This window comes from Paenibacillus sp. FSL H8-0457, assembly GCF_038051935.1.
Lineage (GTDB): Bacteria > Bacillota > Bacilli > Paenibacillales > Paenibacillaceae > Paenibacillus_AQ > Paenibacillus_AQ lautus_A.
Genome location: NZ_CP150293.1, coordinates 485,512 through 501,830, shown reverse-complemented (window position 1 = coordinate 501,830; position 16,319 = coordinate 485,512). Strand labels below are relative to the sequence as shown.

General features: G+C 52.5%; 12 protein-coding genes and 2 pseudogenes. 9 read left to right on the top strand and 5 right to left on the bottom strand.

The genetic code is table 11. From position 1 onward, the window contains the following. Positions 1-159 precede the first annotated feature (159 nt). The gene (locus MHI43_RS02175; protein WP_012818634.1) at positions 160-1,809 is read right to left on the bottom strand and encodes a glutathione ABC transporter substrate-binding protein; all 1,650 of its coding nucleotides are present in this window, start codon (positions 1,807-1,809) and stop codon (positions 160-162) included. A 169-nt stretch (positions 1,810-1,978) separates the two neighbouring features. Between MHI43_RS02175 and nikC the strand changes: the two genes are divergently transcribed. The 4 genes from nikC (at position 1,979) to MHI43_RS02155 (ending at position 7,256) form a co-directional block, all read left to right on the top strand. Then, positions 1,979-2,866 (top strand): nickel transporter permease, encoded by an 888-nt coding sequence (gene nikC, locus MHI43_RS02170; protein WP_235201870.1) that lies wholly within the window; start codon positions 1,979-1,981, stop codon positions 2,864-2,866. Positions 2,867-2,885: 19 nt separating this feature from the next. Continuing rightward, positions 2,886-3,809, top strand: coding sequence for an ABC transporter permease (locus tag MHI43_RS02165; RefSeq protein WP_012818632.1), 924 nt, complete (start codon positions 2,886-2,888; stop codon positions 3,807-3,809). A gap of 1,432 nt (positions 3,810-5,241) precedes the next feature. Then, complete coding sequence (locus MHI43_RS02160) at positions 5,242-6,255, top strand: ABC transporter ATP-binding protein (RefSeq protein WP_012818631.1); 1,014 nt, start codon at positions 5,242-5,244, stop codon at positions 6,253-6,255. Continuing rightward, positions 6,252-7,256 (top strand): dipeptide ABC transporter ATP-binding protein, encoded by a 1,005-nt coding sequence (locus tag MHI43_RS02155; protein ID WP_012818630.1) that lies wholly within the window; start codon positions 6,252-6,254, stop codon positions 7,254-7,256. Before MHI43_RS02160 ends, MHI43_RS02155 begins: the two co-directional genes overlap by 4 nt. A 133-nt stretch (positions 7,257-7,389) precedes the next feature. Here MHI43_RS02155 and MHI43_RS02150 read toward each other — a convergent pair whose 3' ends face one another. Next, on the bottom strand, positions 7,390-8,709 hold the full coding sequence (locus tag MHI43_RS02150) for an FtsW/RodA/SpoVE family cell cycle protein (RefSeq protein ID WP_012818629.1): 1,320 nt from the start codon (positions 8,707-8,709) through the stop codon (positions 7,390-7,392). Positions 8,710-8,848: 139 nt separating this feature from the next. On the opposite strand from MHI43_RS02150, the pseudogene MHI43_RS02145 reads away from it, so the two are divergent. Next, positions 8,849-8,935 (top strand): annotated as a pseudogene (locus MHI43_RS02145) (alpha-amylase family glycosyl hydrolase); the annotation flags it as partial. Positions 8,936-9,029: 94 nt separating this feature from the next. On the opposite strand, the gene MHI43_RS02140 reads toward MHI43_RS02145, so the two are convergent. The 3 genes and pseudogenes from MHI43_RS02140 to MHI43_RS02130 form a co-directional block, all read right to left on the bottom strand. Beyond that, positions 9,030-10,352 carry an FtsW/RodA/SpoVE family cell cycle protein gene (locus MHI43_RS02140; protein WP_012818628.1) on the bottom strand — a complete coding sequence of 441 codons (1,323 nt, stop codon included), beginning with the start codon at positions 10,350-10,352 and terminating at the stop codon, positions 9,030-9,032. A gap of 1 nt (position 10,353) precedes the next feature. Then, positions 10,354-10,683: a helix-turn-helix transcriptional regulator gene (locus MHI43_RS02135; protein ID WP_009595865.1), complete on the bottom strand. Its 330-nt coding sequence runs from the start codon at positions 10,681-10,683 to the stop codon at positions 10,354-10,356. 317 nt (positions 10,684-11,000) lie between these two features. After that, positions 11,001-11,537 (bottom strand): annotated as a pseudogene (locus MHI43_RS02130) (NAD(P)H-dependent oxidoreductase). Between the two features lie 165 nt (positions 11,538-11,702). Between MHI43_RS02130 and MHI43_RS02125 the strand changes: the two are divergent. From MHI43_RS02125 to MHI43_RS02110, 4 genes are all read left to right on the top strand, one after another. Beyond that, entirely contained in the window at positions 11,703-12,404 is a 702-nt protein-coding gene (locus MHI43_RS02125; protein WP_012818627.1) for a dihydroorotate dehydrogenase electron transfer subunit, read from the top strand. Beyond that, complete coding sequence (locus tag MHI43_RS02120) at positions 12,385-13,317, top strand: dihydroorotate dehydrogenase (protein WP_012818626.1); 933 nt, start codon at positions 12,385-12,387, stop codon at positions 13,315-13,317. Before MHI43_RS02125 ends, MHI43_RS02120 begins: the two co-directional genes overlap by 20 nt. Before the next feature lie 158 nt (positions 13,318-13,475). Continuing rightward, a complete protein-coding gene (locus MHI43_RS02115) occupies positions 13,476-14,387 on the top strand; it encodes an FMN-binding protein (protein WP_012818625.1) in 912 nt (303 codons plus the stop codon). A 50-nt stretch (positions 14,388-14,437) separates the two neighbouring features. Then, positions 14,438-16,306, top strand: coding sequence for an FAD-dependent oxidoreductase (locus MHI43_RS02110; protein WP_012818624.1), 1,869 nt, complete (start codon positions 14,438-14,440; stop codon positions 16,304-16,306). Positions 16,307-16,319 lie beyond the last annotated feature (13 nt).

Sequence of the window (16,319 nt, the reverse complement as noted above, 5' to 3'; positions counted from 1 at the left end):
GATGCCCGACGAGGGTGATCATGAACCATTGGCTGGTTAACCCTATCTCCTGTCCCAACACCGAACAACATCAAACAAGAGGCCCCCGGATAGGAGCCTCTTGCTGTAAATCCTCTTTATATCATGACGATTCAAAGCTATAAAGCTTTCAGGACATCCTTATGGCTGAATGGACACTTGGTGCAGCTGCATGATGCCGTTCGGATGCCGCCAGAAGCCTTCCACCTTGCTGCTGACTCCGTTTAAATACTCCTGATGATGGATATAGAGCATCGGCGCTAACTCAACCAGCTTCTCCTGCGCCTGTTTATAGATGAGCTTGCGTTGCTCCGGATCGTTCTCTTTACGCCCGGCATCCAGCAGTTTATCCAGTTCCGGATCCTTCGTGAAGGTACGGTTACCCGGCTCCCCTACATTCTTGGAATGGAATAACTCATACATGCCATAGTCGGCATCGGCCGTTACCGTGGACCAGCCGAGAACAAACATGTCGTGCTTGCCTTCTGCGGTTTGGGCCAAATACGCACCCCACTCGACCACTTCGATTTTGACTTCGACGTTCAATTCCTTCAACTTGGATTGTACGTACTCGGCGATCTTAATTCGTTCCGGGTTGTCATTGGTCCAGATGGTCGTTGAGAAGCCACCCTCGTATCCGGCCTCTTTCAACAGCTCTTTCGCTTTGTCGATGTTATGTTCGATCGGCTTAACGGTAGCATCATAGCCGTTCACGTCCGGTGCCAGCGGACCAACGGCAGGAATGCCCGTGCCTTCGTAGATGCCCGAGATGATTTCATCCTTATTGATGGCCATCGACAAGGCTTGCCGCACCCGCACATCGTTAAACGGCTCCTTGTTGTTATTAAATCCGATATAAGACAAGCTGAGCGAAGCCTGGCGGTTCAGGGACATGCCGTCCGTGCTCTCGATACGGCTGATGCTGCTCGGCGACACCGGGTCGATAATATGCGCATAACCGGTTTCCAGCTCCGCGATCCGCGTTCCCTCTTCGCTCACCACCTTGAACGTGACCCGTTCAACCTTCGCTTTATCTCCCCAATAATCAGCGTTCGCCACCAGCTTCACTTCCTGTCCCGGGTTCCAGCTCTCTAGTTTGAATACGCCCGTGCCAACAGGGTTCTGCGCCAGATAAGCGCCTGCCTTCTCGCCTGCCTTCAGCTTCTCGTAATCCAGCTTGATGGCTTCCGCACTAACCATGCTGACCGCAGAGTGGGCCAGATGGGCAAGCAGCGGCGAGAAAGCATACTCGGTCACGAGCTGTACCGTATATTCGTCAACGACTTTAACCTCTTTAATCATGCCCACAAGCGAAGCGCGCGGAGAAGCAACCTCCGGATCCTGCATACGGTCGATGTTGGCTTTGACCACCTCTGCATTGAATGGAGAGCCGTCCGTAAACTTCACGCCTTGTCTCAGCTTGAACTCCCAGGTCAATTCATCGATTGCCTTCCAGCTCTCGGCGAGCCCCGGTTGAATATTCAGATCCTTATCATGAATCACCAACGTGTTATAAATATGCGTTGTCATTACGCTCGTTTGCTGGTCCGTCGACATATGAGGGTCCATGGATGGCGGATCAGAAAGCCAGGCAATCACAAGCTCATTCGCACCGGTGTCGGTTGTTGCTTCGGGAGGATCTTTAGCCCCCGGTTCAGGTGCCGGCGTATTGGTGCCGCTTGGCGGCGTTTCCGGGTTACTGCTCTTGCTTGGACTGCCGCACGCCGACATCAGTACGGTCAGCATGACCAGAATGCAGACAAGCCATTTGAATCTTCTATTTCCTGTCATGTGAAACAAACTCCCCCTTCTCAATCAAAATAGGAAAATATTTTATACACAGTTAACATATATTTTACTATTTGATATTTATACCAGAAGAAGCCAGATTTACCTCACGTTTATACGACATCAATGCTGACATCCATACTTGGAGAAAGGATGATTTCACGTGCCTAACATGACCGCTGATGCCAGAACAACAGAATCGCTCCCTAGTGGAACCCGCCTTGTACAATGGAAATCTTTCTACCACCGTCTGAAGAAGAACAAAGCGGCCTTATTCGGGGGCTATTTTCTCCTGCTGATGATCCTTATCGCGATTTTCGGCCCCCTGCTCACCCAGTATGATCCGACCAAAGTGGATTATTCTACGAAACTGCTGAAGCCGTCCGCCGACCATTGGTTTGGTACGGACCACAACGGGCGGGATATTTTCACGCGGATTATTCATGGCATGCGTCTCACGCTCTCGGTCGGCTTTATCTCGGTGATCATCGGTGCAGCCTTTGGTGTCGTGCTCGGAATCATCTCGGGCTATTACGGAGGTAAATGGGATGCGATCATTATGAGAGTGACCGATGTCATGCTGGCGTTTCCCGGCATTCTGCTGGCATTGGCGGTTGTCAGCGTCCTTGGAAAAAACCTGTTCAACGTGATCATTGCCGTCAGTATTTTTTCGATCCCTACCTTTGCCAGAGTCGTTCGGGGCTCCACGCTGGCCGTCCGCAAGCTCGAATATATTGATGCTATGCGTTCGTTGGGCGCCAGCGATGGCCGAATCATCTTCGGGCATATTTTGCCGAATATCACATCCCCTATCATCGTGCAGGCGACGCTGCGGATTGCGGTAGCGATCCTGACCGCCAGCGGCCTGTCCTTCCTCGGTCTTGGCGCGCAGCCGCCCACGCCGGAGTGGGGAGCCATGCTGAATGATGGGCGCAACTATATCATGGACCACCCTCATGTGGCCCTGTTTCCCGGCTTGTCGATCGTGTTCGTTGTCATCGCATTTAATCTGCTGGGTGACGGTTTGCGGGATGTCCTTGACCCGAAAATGAAAAAATAATGAAGGGAGCTGCCGGGCCATGCTCATCTATTCCATTCGAAGGCTGATTCAAACGATACCTGTCGTCATTGGCGTGACCATCGTTGTCTTCCTGCTGATGCACCTCATTCCGGGAGATGCGGCGCAGGTCATTATCGGGGAAGGGGCGCCCAAGGAGCAGGTCGAGAAGATCCGCGAGAACCTCGGATTGAACGATCCGCTGCCGCTTCAGTATTGGAACTACGTCAGCGGTTTGCTTCAGGGGGATTTGGGAGATTCGATCCGCAGCAGTCGCCCCATCGCCGATGAAATTTTCAAAAGCCGGTTCTGGATCACCGTTGAGCTTGCCGTGTACTCAACGATCCTGGCCGTATTCCTCGGCATTCTGGCCGGCATCATCTCCGCCGTCAAAAAAAGCTCCCCCGCCGATATCGGCGTCATGTTCATCGCCCTGTTCGGGCTGTCGATGCCGAACTTCTGGCTGGGGCTCATGCTGATCCAATATTTTGCCGTGGATCTGGGCTGGTTCCGTCCCTCCGGCTGGGGCACGTGGTCGCAAACCGTCCTGCCCGTGATCACGCTCGGGACCGGGGGCGCCGCGATTATTGCCCGAATGACCCGGTCCAGCATGCTGGAGGTCATCGGCCAGGACTACATCCGAACCGCCCAGGCAAAGGGCGTCCGGGAGCGCGTCATCATCTACCGGCATGCCTTGAAAAATGCCATGATTCCCGTCATTACCGTCATCGGCCTGGAATTTGGAGGCCTGCTGGGCGGGGCGGTGCTGACCGAGTCCGTATTTGCCGTGAACGGCATGGGACGGTACGTCATCGACTCGATCCGGGCGCGGGATTTCCCGGTCGTACAGGCAACCGTGCTTGTGCTCTCGATCATGTTTGTACTCGTGAATCTGCTCGTGGACATCTCCTACCGGTACTTCAACAAGCGCATTGATTTCGATTGATTGGCGATTTTTCGTCGATCGCTGGTTGAGTGTAGGCGGACACGGCGGGATTCGCTATCTGCCGAAAATCGAGCTGTTTTGGGCTCATTGCGGACTTATATTATAAACCGCTGATTACTGTAATTGAGCCGTTTGGGGAGCCCATCCGGACACACGATCCGCTATTTGCCGATAATTGGTACAATTTCGAGGCTATGCGGACATTTAACCCGCTAATTAGTGTACTCGAGCCATTTGGAGAGCCCGAGCCCGTCCGGACACATGATCCGCTATTTGCCGATAACCGACCTATTTTCGAGTCCACGCGGACACACGATCCGTTAATGCGCTCTAAATCACGGATTAATCCTGAAATATCTCGCAATAACGGATCTGGTGTCTCAACCTGCTGCTAAAAGGCAGAAAATCAAGTAATAGCGGAACCAGAGTCTCAACTACGCTAATGCGGCCAACTGAGTTCATTTTAAGTCCATGCACACCCGAGTTTACAGAAGCTACGGGCCATCACTAATCACTGTAATCCTGCCGTTTGGGGGCTCATTCGGACACACGATCCGCTATTTGCTGATATCCGACCTATTTTTCGAATCCATGCGGACATTCAACCCACTAATTACTGTAATTGAGTCGTTGGGTAGCCCGTGCGCACTTACGATCTGCTAATCGAGCCATTTGGGGAGCCCGTCCGGACACATGATCCGCTATTTGCCGATAATCCACCTATTTTCGAATCCACGCGGACACACGATCCGTTAATGCGCCCGAAATCACCGATTATTCCCGGAATATCTCGCAATAGCGGATCTGGTGTCCTCAGCCTGCTGCTAAAAGGCGGAATTTAATGAAATAGCGGAACCAGAGTCCTCAACTAGCTAATGTGGCCAACTGAGTTCATTTTAAGTCCATGTACACCCGAGATTACAGAAGCTACGGGTCATCACTAATCACTGTAATCCTGCCGTTTGGGGGGCATTCGGACACACGATCCGCTATTTGCTAATAACCGACTATTTTTCGAATCCATGCGGACATTCAACCCACTAATTACTGTAATTGAGCCGTTGGGTAGCCCGTGCGCACTTACGATCTGCTAATCGAGCCATTTGGGGAGCCCATCCGGACACATGTTCCGCTATTTGCCAATAATCGACCTATTTTCGAGGCTATGCGGACACACGATCCGTTAATGCGCCCGAAATCACCGATTAATCCTAAAATATCTCGCAATAGCGGATCTGGTGTCCTCAACCTGCTGCAAAAAGGCAGAAAATCAAGTAATAGCGGAACCAGAGTCCTCAACTAAGCTAAAGCGGCGAACTGAGCCGTTTTCAGTCCATGCACACAAAAGCTGAAAATCAAAAATAACAGAACCACAGTCCTCATCATCGCAAATACAGTCAGACCATTCAAAAGCGAAGGGAGCTACGACAAGATGGAAGAGCACGCACCAAACCTGCTGACGATCAAGAACCTGCGCACCTCTTTTTTTACCGAACTGGGCGAAGTGAAAGCCGTGGATGATATCAGCCTAACCGTACGCAAGGGGAGGACGCTCGGGATCGTGGGCGAATCCGGTTCAGGAAAAAGCATACTGTCCCTGTCCATCCTGCGGCTGATCTTTGATCCGGGGCGAATCGTCGGAGGCGAAATCCTGTATAACGGCGAGAATCTGCTCAAACAATCGGACCGGCAGATGCGGAAAATCCGGGGCAATCAAATCTCGATGATCTTCCAGGAGCCGATGACTTCGCTCAATCCGGTCTTCACCGTCGGCGACCAGATCGCGGAGGCCTATCAAATCCATGAAAATCTGAGTAAAAAACAAGCCATGGACAAAGCCGTCGAGATGTTGAGGCTGGTCGGCATCCCCTCCCCGGAAAAAAGAGTCCGGCAGTACCCTTTTCAGCTGTCCGGGGGTATGCGTCAACGTGTCATGATTGCCATGGCGCTGGCATGCAATCCGGATCTGCTCATTGCAGACGAGCCGACCACGGCGCTCGATGTGACCATTCAGGCTCAAATTTTGGAGCTGATGAAGGAGCTGCAGCAGAAGCTGCAGATGTCGATTATTTTTATCACCCATGATCTGGGCATCGTTGCGGAAACCTGCGATGACGTGGCGGTCATGTACTGCGGAAAGGTGGTGGAATATTCCGATGTGCGGACCCTGTTCAAGCATCCGAAACACCCCTACACCATCGGCCTAATGAACTCGCTGCCGCGGCATGATATCGATAAGGAAACGCTGGAGCCGATTAAGGGCTCGGTTCCGAGCCCCTATGATCCGCAGGAAGGCTGCCGCTTCGCCCCCCGCTGCCCCCATGCAGCCAAGCTGTGTTACGACAAACTGCCGGAGCTTCAGGTACTGGATGATAACCAACAAGTCAGGTGCTGGAAATACACCGATCAGTGGGAACCGGAAAGCGAGGTGAACGTACTGTCATGAGCAAAGAGCTGTTAACCGTCAAAAACCTCAAGCAGTATTTTCCGATCAAAGGCGGCATCCTGGGCCGTACCGTCAACGTCGTCAAAGCCGTGGATGACATTTCGTTCTCTGTGCACGAAGGGGAAACCGTCAGTATCGTGGGTGAATCCGGCTGCGGTAAATCAACCACGGGCAGGGCTATTCTGAGACTGGACGAACCGACCTCCGGTGAGGTGCTGTTCGAGGGAACCGATCTGCTCACCCTGAACAAAGCGCAGATGACCCGAAGGCGTAAAGACCTGCAGATGATTTTTCAGGACCCCTACGCTTCGCTTAATCCCAGAAAAACAGCCCTCCAAGTACTCGAAGAAGCGATGGACATCCAAAATGTCGTGCCAAAGAAGGATCGTCGGTCCCGTGCCATCGAGCTTTTGGAAACGGTCGGCCTGGCCGCCTATCAAGCCAATCGGTACCCTCATGAATTCAGCGGCGGACAAAGGCAGCGAATCGGGATCGCCCGTGCCTTGTCCGTGAACCCCAAGCTGATCATCAGTGATGAAGCGGTCTCCGCGCTCGACGTGTCCATCCAGGCACAGGTACTCAATCTGATGAAATCGCTGCAAACCGAATTCAAGCTGACCTATCTGTTCATCTCTCATGATCTTGGGGTCGTCCGGCATATTTCGGACCGAATTATCGTGATGTATCTGGGGACGATCGTGGAAATCGCGGATAAACACTCTCTCTTCCGGCGCCCGCAGCATCCCTACACCCGCGCTCTGCTATCGGCCATCCCCACAATGGATCCCGAGCGCAAGAAGGAACGCATCATTCTCAAAGGGGATGTTCCGTCCCCGATCAACCCGCCTTCCGGCTGCCGGTTTCATACCCGCTGCATGTATGCCACGGATCGCTGCCGATCCGAGGCGCCGATGCTTCGGGAAGTCGAAGAGCAGAGAGGTCATCAGGCGGCCTGTCACTATATTGAAGAGATTGCGGCCGGTACGTTGGAGAAGGTATAGCTTATACGCCACCGAACGAATGATGACGCTTCTCTATAAACGAGAAAAAAGCGAGAGCCCAAGATCTCGCTTTTTCTTTTAATAAATTTTAGCCTGCTAACCGAAATCGAAGAATGATCTTCAGCGACCTCCACTAAGCCGCCTTCAAAGGAGCCGCTTCTCCCACCTCGCTTGGGATCATGTTTTTGCGCCTATAAATGGAGAGGAGCAGGCCGACTGCCGCCATGTCCAGGATTTGGTTCATCCCGCTGTAAGAGAAGAAGGGTGGATCCAATGTAACCTTTGGAAGTATGCCGAGCCCCATGAGCAGCGGCCATAGCAGCCGAAATCCAAAGACAACGATGAGTAATGCAGCGATATGCTTCGCATAAGGATCCTTGTGAACCGTAGAAATATTCCATAGTCTAACGAGGAACAGCAGAATCAGTACGCCAACCACAACCCCGAACAACCAGCCGAAGCAATAGATGAGGTATGGAAACACGTTATCATAAAGGACATATGGGATCTTTGGTGCAGCTTGGCCAAAACCTTGTCCAAACCAACCCGCTGCTTGGATGGCATCGGCGTTATTCCCCATATACCACATTTCATTTGCAGAAGGATTCATAAATTCTCTCCACCGAAACAGTAAATGATCCGTCTGAGTGAAGAGAAAGCTAAGTAGTACTGTAAGAGACAGCGCGGCGATCATAACGAATTGCTTCATGCTGTTACTTGTTCTCCATGTTAAAACCAGGAACCCGATCACATAGATGTACGTGTAGATAATAGAGCTGCTTATGCTATAGAGAACTACAGGCAGTACTCCTCGATAGAGGATGTTCCAGGCTGTCTCCCACCGTCCCCATTGACTGGCAGGCTTCATCCCTGCCAAAGCGAGCAGAAGCGGTATCAAGGAAAAAGTGATGATATTGACTCCAATGTGACCTATGTTAATATAGGCAGTTCTCATATTGTGCAGTTGCCCATAGACCAATGAAACGGCCATTAAAATAACGATAAAGAAAAACACAGGGGCCGCGTATTTCTTTAGCTTTCGATAATCTAGAAAATAAAAGCCTATCAGGAATAAAACTCCGATTCCGAAGTAAAACAACTTCCTCTCTACAAGACTAACGGAATACCTTTCATCCCCGTAATAAACACTCAACATGCCAACCAGTCCAATGATTAAAAACAGAGCCAGCATAGCGAGCAGCTTCCAATCCAACTGTGGCCGATGAGCCATATGCAGGTTTTTGCCGATATCCCCCGGATCCCCCATTTGTTTCACCGCTTCCTGTATAGCGAACTCTTCTGGAAGTCCCTCCAGCATCAGCAGTTCGGTCCGATCCTCAATATGACCCAGCAGCTCCTCTCGAATCTCGGGATGCATTTGCCTCGTGCGCACTTGCTTGCACACACGGTCCAAAAATTGCCGGACAACTATATTTCCCTCCATTTGCCGCATGCGGTTCCTCCTTGACCAGAATGTAAGTTATCGTTTGAATTCCATAAATTTCGATGGCATAGGCTCAAATATAAATAGGGGTTATTAGTTTAAAAATGAATATTTATACAATTTTTTATGATAAAAAAAGATAACTCTCCTCAAGATGGATGCGGTGCTCAATCAAACCTCGGATGAACATCCGTGGTTTATTGAATCCCGTTCCTCCCGAGCCAATCCGAAGAGAGTTATCTGGTCATCTTGTAAGTTAAAACAGCAGGTGTTGTTCGATAAGTCTGTCCGATTAAAATAGAAGCGGCTGCGTAGATATTGACCCTCCACTAAGCCGCCTTCAAAGGAGCCGCTTCTCCCACCTCGCTTGGGATCATGTTTTTGCGTCTGTAAATGGAGAGGAGCAGGCCGACTATGGCAAAATCCAGCATGTTGTTGACGCCGCCATACGAGATAAAAGGAAAGTCCAGGCTCACAATGGGTACCACTCCCAGTCCCATCAGGATTGGCATGAGCAGGCGCAGTCCCATTACTACGATGACGCCGGTCACGATATTTTTCCCGTAGGAATCGTGAAGTACATGGGCTATGCTCCACATTCTGGCGAGGAACAAAAGAACGACCATGCCCACCACGATGCCAAACATCCAACCGAAGCAATAAATCAGATAGGGGTATATGGAGTCGCTATAAACGTACGGGATCCCTGGATTTGGCGCAGCAAAGCCTTGACCGAACCAGCCGGCGGAAGAAACGGCATCCGTGATGACCCGCATGAAATAACCGCCATCCCCCTCGCGGTCTTCGAGCCCCTCCAATCTCCACATGAGGTATATCCTTTTAGTAAACAGAATATAAACCACACCAATAAACGACAGTAATGTTAGTACCGCAAATTGTTTAATATTCCTTTTCGTCGTCCAGGTCAGTATCAGGAATCCTAGCAAATAAATGAACATATACACCATCGAACCACTCATGCTGTACAGTGCGATCGGCAGCCCACCCCGATACAGGATGTGGAATACAGCCTCCCATGGTCCCCACCGATTCGCAGGCTTCATGCCTGCCAAGGAGAAGAGGAGAATAAAGACGGACACCGTTCCAAGCATGGGAATCACAATAGGCCCGACGTGAAGATAGAGGTTGGCTCCATTTATATTCGTCCCGAAAAATTCCGTCATCGCCATCAGGCATAGCATGATAAAAAACAAAGCCCCGGAATACTTCTTCAGCTTTCTGTAGTCCAAGAAATAGAAACCGATGAGAAGGATCAAGCCGATACCGAAGAACACAACTTTTCTCGCGAACATATCTGTGATCTTTTCCGTACCGGAATAATCCACGCTCAGTGCCCCGAACAACCCAATCAGCGAAAGCAAAGCCAGCAGGATAAGCAGCTTCCAATCCAACTGAGGCCGATGGGCCAAATGCAGGCTTTTGCCGATATCCCCCGGATCCCCCATCTGTTTCACCGCTTCCTGCACCGCCGGCTCCTCCGCATTTCCCTCCAGCATCAGAAGCTCCGTCCGCTCCTCAATATGGCCGAGCAGTTCTTCGCGGATTTCCGGATGCATGGCTCTTGCGCGTACCTGCTTGCACACCTGGGTCAGGAAGTCTTGGACAACCTTGTATTCTTCAACCGATCGCACGCTAGCTTCCCTCCCCGATGACTGTATCCACCGCCGTCCGGAATTTAACCCACTCCTTGGTCTTCTCATGGAGCTGCTCCCTGCCGCGCTCGGTAATCCGGTAATATTTCCGTTTGCGTCCATCATGCTGGCTCCAGGAGGAATCCAGCCAACCTTCCGCCTCCAGCGTGTGCAGAATCGGGTATAACGTGCCTTCCTTCATGAGGAACACCCCATCTGAGCTTTGCTCAATCTCCTTGATCAGCTCGTACCCGTACATTTCCCGCTTGTTCAACACGGTAAGCAATAAAATGACGGTGCTGCCTTTCAGCAGCTCTTTGTTAATGCCCATTTCCCTATCACTCCAATACCTAGGTAATCTATGTATCGTATAACTATGTATATGAGTATAGAATAAGCGACTCCACAATGCAACGCATGTTTTCGAATGATCGGGCGATTCGTCAATTTGCCAGAACACCGAAAAGCCCGGCAGCTTTTGCCGCCAGGCTCATGTATCAGCCATTCTTTTCTTCACTTTTAATGAGCATCCGCCGCCCATAATCACCAATTATAGTTTGGAGCATACAACCTGCCGTTTTGCCCATCATCACCGATAATCGAACTATCACTTTAGAAGACAGGAACTTTCGTTTTCATTAGTAACCCTTATCCGGCCCTCACCGCGCCTGTCACGTGCAGCGCAAAATCCTCAGCATGACGCCGCAGCTCTTCATCTGTCAGCTGCATGGCATTATGCACGGTAAATACCGGCAAGTAGACCGCCCCTACCAGACTGGCCGTCACTTCAAAAGGCCGGGTGAGCTCTTCCACCGTGTATCGGTTATATCCTGCGTTGCCATAGGCTTCCGCTGCTCCGCCGGTCGTCACGGCCACGCCCCACTCTTTCCCCCGGAGCTTGTCGCCGCCCGGGCCATAAGCCTATCCGAAGGTCAGCACCTCGTCGAACCAATGCTTCAGAAGAGGCGGCGAGCTGTACCACCAGAAAGGGAACTGAAACACGATGCGGTCATGCCGAAGCAGCAATTGCTGTTCGGCCGCGATGTCGATGATGCCATCCGGATACCGCTGATACAGGTCATGCACCGTCACCTCAGGATGATGTCCCACCGTTTCGGTTAGCTCGCGATTGATCCGTGATCCCTCATGCAGACCCGGATGTGCAACGATCACTAGTGTTTTCATGTATGATCCCCACCCTTTTCTCGCCTAGCGTTATGTATACAAAAAGTATCAAGCCTCGGCAACGTCCGAATATGAGAAATGTCACAGGTAGCCTTATCTGTCTGTGATACTGTAGCAAGGAACATAGCGGGCGGAAAAAGTACGCCAAGGGAGGAGAATGAGAACGTGGCCCTTGTTATTCAAAATGTCAGACTGGCCCATCGCATCTATCGACTTACCGTTCAAGGCAGCTATTCGGCACGAATGGGACAGTTCTTCATGCTTCGCTGCTGGGATGCCTATCCCGTGCTGTCACGGCCGATCAGCGTTCATAACCTGACGGAGGATTCCGTTTCCTTCTTATATCGCGTGCAGGGAACCGGTACGTGGCTGCTGTCGGCGCTTCAAGCGGGTGACAAAATACAGCTGGAAGGGCCTTTCGGGCAAGGGTTTCCTGAACCCCAAGGACGGACGGCATTGGTGGGAGGCGGTATCGGAGTGGCTCCGCTGCTGCTCGCAGCTAAGGAAATTCCCGAAGCCAGCGTGTATCTGGGATACGCCGGCGTTCCCTTCGGGGTCAACGGATTCCACGAAATCAGCCGGGATGTCACGGTGAAGTCCGGCGGCACCATCGTCGATGCAGTGGACCCGAGCCGCTATGACACGATACTTGCCTGCGGCCCGGTTGGGATGATGCACAGCTTGGCGCAAAAAGCCGAAGGTACAAACGCGAAGCTCCACGTTTCCATCGAGAAGCGAATGGGCTGCGGCATCGGGGCATGCAACAGCTGCACGTTAACTGCCGCGGGTTCGAACCGCAAGGCGTGCACCGACGGCCCCGTATTTCTGGCGAAGGAGGTGAACTGGAATGATCTCCATCGATTGTGAACTGGCGGGAGTGCCGCTGTCGAATCCGATATTAGCAGCCTCGGGCACGTTCGGTTTCGGCAAACCGTATGCGGATCTGTATCCGCTTCGCAAGCTCGGGGGCATTGTCTCCAAGGGATTGACCCTGACCCCGCGGCTAGGCAATACGGGTACGCGGATCTATGAAACGCCATCGGGCATCATGAACAGCGTCGGCCTGGAGAATCCGGGAATCCGGGCTTTTCTGGAGCACGAATTATCCGACATGACTTCGCACGGGACAGCGGTCATCGTCAATCTCGGCGGCGGCACTGTACGGGAATATGCGGAGGGCGCCGAGCTGCTTACCGAAGCCAGCAGCAAGCTGCGCTCAGCCGGCAAACGGGCCGTCGACATGATCGAGCTTAACATCTCCTGTCCCAACATCAAGGAAGGCGGGCTTGCCTTCGGCATCGAGAATGAGCAGGCTCGAGAGGTGGTTCGCGCAGTCCGCAACGCCACCACGCTGCCTCTGCTCGTCAAGCTCTCTCCCGGGGCGAAGGATTTGAGGGAAATGGCACGGATGTGTGAAGCCGAAGGGGCCGACGGCCTCTCGCTAATCAATACGATTCAAGCGATGGCGATTGATATTCGGGAACGTCGCAGCGTTTTTGACAGAGCGTACGCCGGATTATCCGGGCCGGCGATTAAGCCGATTGCCCTGCGGATGGTCCATCAGGTGGCCCGGTCGGTGTCCATCCCGGTGGTGGGAATCGGCGGCATCTGCAGTGCCGAGGATATCCTCGAATTCATCATGGCAGGTGCCGCAGCCGTACAAATCGGTACGTACAACTTCATCAACCTCCGTGCGGGAGATACCCTGGCTGAAGAACTGATTCAACTGATGGAGAACGAGGGCATTCAATCCCTGGATGACATTCGAGGCATTATTTGACGGATGCTCAACTTCCTGAAATTCAGCATGCTCGCCTGAACATGAAGCACCGCGTCAGTTTGTGATTTTTTTCACCGATAACTATTCTTTTTCAGAATACAATGAACTCAAGAACAATATTTGTGAAGTAATTCACAAAATCATAGGAGGAAACCAGAATGAAAAGGACACTCTCTCTATCCCTCTCCGTCATGTTGATGTTCGCGCTGCTCGTAGGCTGCGGAGGCAACGGAGACAAAGAGCCTGTCACCACGGACAAACCGGCAGAGAGCCAAAACACGGATAATGCCGGAAACGCGGAGCAACCGGCCCAAGAAGGAACGGCCCTGCAGGACGGCTTATATTACGCCGAAGGCGAATTTGCCGAGGATTCCGGCTGGAAGGAACTCGTCGCGATTAAAGTCGAAGGCGGTAAAATCGTCAGCGCCAATTGGAACGGTCTTCATAAGGACGGCGGGTTGGACAAAAAGACATTTTCCGAAAAAGGCTTCTACGGCATGAAGGAAAAAGGCGGCGCTCAAGCGGAATGGCATGAGCAGGCAGCCAAGATGGAGGAATACCTGGTGGCTCAGCAGTCCGTTGAAGGGCTCGCCTTGAACGACGAAGGCCGCACGGATGCCGTATCCGGGGTATCGATCCATGTCAACGGTTTTACGGAACTGGCAGCAAAAGCACTGGCCGCGGGACCTGTTGAAGCAGGACCATACAAAGACGGCAGCTACCACGCGGAAGCGGCTGACTTCGATGCCAAATCCGGCTGGAAGGAAACCGTCGACGTTACCGTAATTAACGGTAAAATCGCCGCAGTCAGCTGGAACGGCGTTCATAAAGACGGAGGCACCGACAAAGTCACCCGTTCCAAATCAGGCGAGTACGGCATGAAGAACGGCGGGGCTCAATCCGAATGGCACGAGCAGGCTTATCAAGCCGAGCAGTATTTGATCGAAAAGCAAGACCCGCAGGCCATCGTAACGGGTGAAGACGGCAAAACCGATGCCATCTCCGGTGTATCCATCCACGTCAACGGATTCGTAGAACTGGCAGCGAAAGCGCTCGAAGGCGCCAAATAAGCCACAAGTACGATAGAAAGAAGACAACTATTCCTTGAGGGGAGATTCGCATGAAACAGATTATCGTGCTGGGCGGCGGATACGGCGGTATACTTACCGCCAAGAAGCTGGCTAAACGACTGCGCAAACAGAAGGATTTGCGGATAACGCTCATCGACCGCAAGCCGTATCATACGCTGCTGACCGAGCTTCATGAAGTGGCCGCCAACCGGGTCGAGGAGGATTCCATCAAAATCGACCTGAAAAAAGTATTTTCCGGATTCCGGAACGTGGACGTGGTGCTGGATGAAATCGGCGGCATCGACTTTGACGGCCAGACGCTCCAGGGAGAGAAACAGACCTACAACTACGACTATTTAGTCATCGGTACAGGCAGCAAGCCAACCTTCTTCGGCATACCGGGTGCGGATCAACACGCCTTTACCCTGTGGTCTTACGATGATGCGGTCCGCCTGAAAGAACATACCCTGAATATGTTCCGCAAAGCGGTTCTTGAGCGCAACCCGCAGGTCCGCAAGGAAATGCTGACCTTCGTCGTTGTCGGCGGCGGATTCACCGGCGTGGAAATGATCGGCGAGTTGGCCGAGTTCACGCAGCAATTATGCAAGGAATTCTACGTGGATCCAAGCGAGGTTACGCTTCACGTTGCCGACATGGTCGACAAGATCCTTCCGATCCTGCCGGAGCCGTTAATACGCAAAGCCGAGAAGCGGCTGCGTAAAATGAACGTCAACATCATCACGGGTTCCAAGATTACGGAGGTTAAGCCGGACGGCGTTACCGTCGGCGGCAGCGATATCAAATCCCGCACCGTTATTTGGACCGCGGGGGTGGAAGGCTCCGATGTGGTCGGCAGCATGGATGTCGAGCAAAAAGGCCGCAAGCGGATTTTGACCAACGACAAGCTGCAAGTTCCTGCTCATCCGAACGTATATGTCGTCGGGGACAATATCTTCTACATTCCTGAGGGCGCGGCTGCACCCGTACCTCAAATGGTGGAAAACGCGGAACTCGCAGCCCCGGTCATTGCGCATAACATCGTCGCTGAAATATCGAACAAACCGATGAAATCCTACAAGCCGACGTTCCACGGCACGATGGTCTGTATCGGCAGCCGCTACGGGGTAGCCAACGTGGGCGTGCCGGGCCATATGTTCAGGCTCAGCGGCTTCCCGGCCATGCTGGTCAAACATCTGATCAACATGCTCTATCTGTTCCAGGTTTGCGGCTTCAACAAGGTATACCATTATATGCTGCATGAATTCTTCCATGTCCGGAACAACCGCAGCTTCGTGGGCGGGCATTTTGCCAAGCGCTCGCCGAATTTCTGGCTCGTTCCGCTGCGGATTTTTGCCGGATGGATGTGGCTGTCCCAAGGGTGGGATAAGATTCATAAGATCATTGACGATCCGAATAAAATGTTCCTCATTCCTGCCAAAGCAGCCGACGGCGTAAGCGCAGCTTCCGCTGCAGGCGCCGATGCAGCCGGAGCGGCAGACGCGGTGTCCGCCGCCTCCGCTTATACCGCAGAAGCGGTCACCGCCCTTCCGGTGCCGGATTTCTTGAAATCCATCGTCGACTGGTCGATGGACCTGATGTTCTATACCGGAGACGGCGGCTATACTTCGCTTGCCTATGTGTTTCAGACCTCGATGGTATTGGCTGAGCTGATCGTCGGCATCCTGCTGATCGTCGGATTGTTCACGGCACCTGCAGCCGTAGCCAGCGTCGCCATGGGCGCCATGGTTTGGGTATCGGGTATGGCACCTAACGAAATGCTGTGGTATCTGGCAGCAGGAATCGCCTTGATCGGCGGATCGGGCAGCACGTTCGGTCTTGACTACTATGTGTACCCTTGGCTGAAAAAGGTATGGAAACGAATACCGATCGTAAGGCGCTGGTACGTGTATACGGACTAATTCTTCTCTATTC

Coding starts and splice junctions, on each gene's coding strand:
- MHI43_RS02175 (WP_012818634.1), bottom strand. CDS start 1,809: ATGACAGGAAATAGAAGATTCAAATGGCTTGTCTGCATTCTGGTCATG.
- nikC (WP_235201870.1), top strand. CDS start 1,979: ATGACCGCTGATGCCAGAACAACAGAATCGCTCCCTAGTGGAACCCGC.
- MHI43_RS02165 (WP_012818632.1), top strand. CDS start 2,886: ATGCTCATCTATTCCATTCGAAGGCTGATTCAAACGATACCTGTCGTC.
- MHI43_RS02160 (WP_012818631.1), top strand. CDS start 5,242: ATGGAAGAGCACGCACCAAACCTGCTGACGATCAAGAACCTGCGCACC.
- MHI43_RS02155 (WP_012818630.1), top strand. CDS start 6,252: ATGAGCAAAGAGCTGTTAACCGTCAAAAACCTCAAGCAGTATTTTCCG.
- MHI43_RS02150 (WP_012818629.1), bottom strand. CDS start 8,709: ATGCGGCAAATGGAGGGAAATATAGTTGTCCGGCAATTTTTGGACCGT.
- MHI43_RS02135 (WP_009595865.1), bottom strand. CDS start 10,683: ATGGGCATTAACAAAGAGCTGCTGAAAGGCAGCACCGTCATTTTATTG.
- MHI43_RS02120 (WP_012818626.1), top strand. CDS start 12,385: ATGATCTCCATCGATTGTGAACTGGCGGGAGTGCCGCTGTCGAATCCG.
- MHI43_RS02115 (WP_012818625.1), top strand. CDS start 13,476: ATGAAAAGGACACTCTCTCTATCCCTCTCCGTCATGTTGATGTTCGCG.
- MHI43_RS02110 (WP_012818624.1), top strand. CDS start 14,438: ATGAAACAGATTATCGTGCTGGGCGGCGGATACGGCGGTATACTTACC.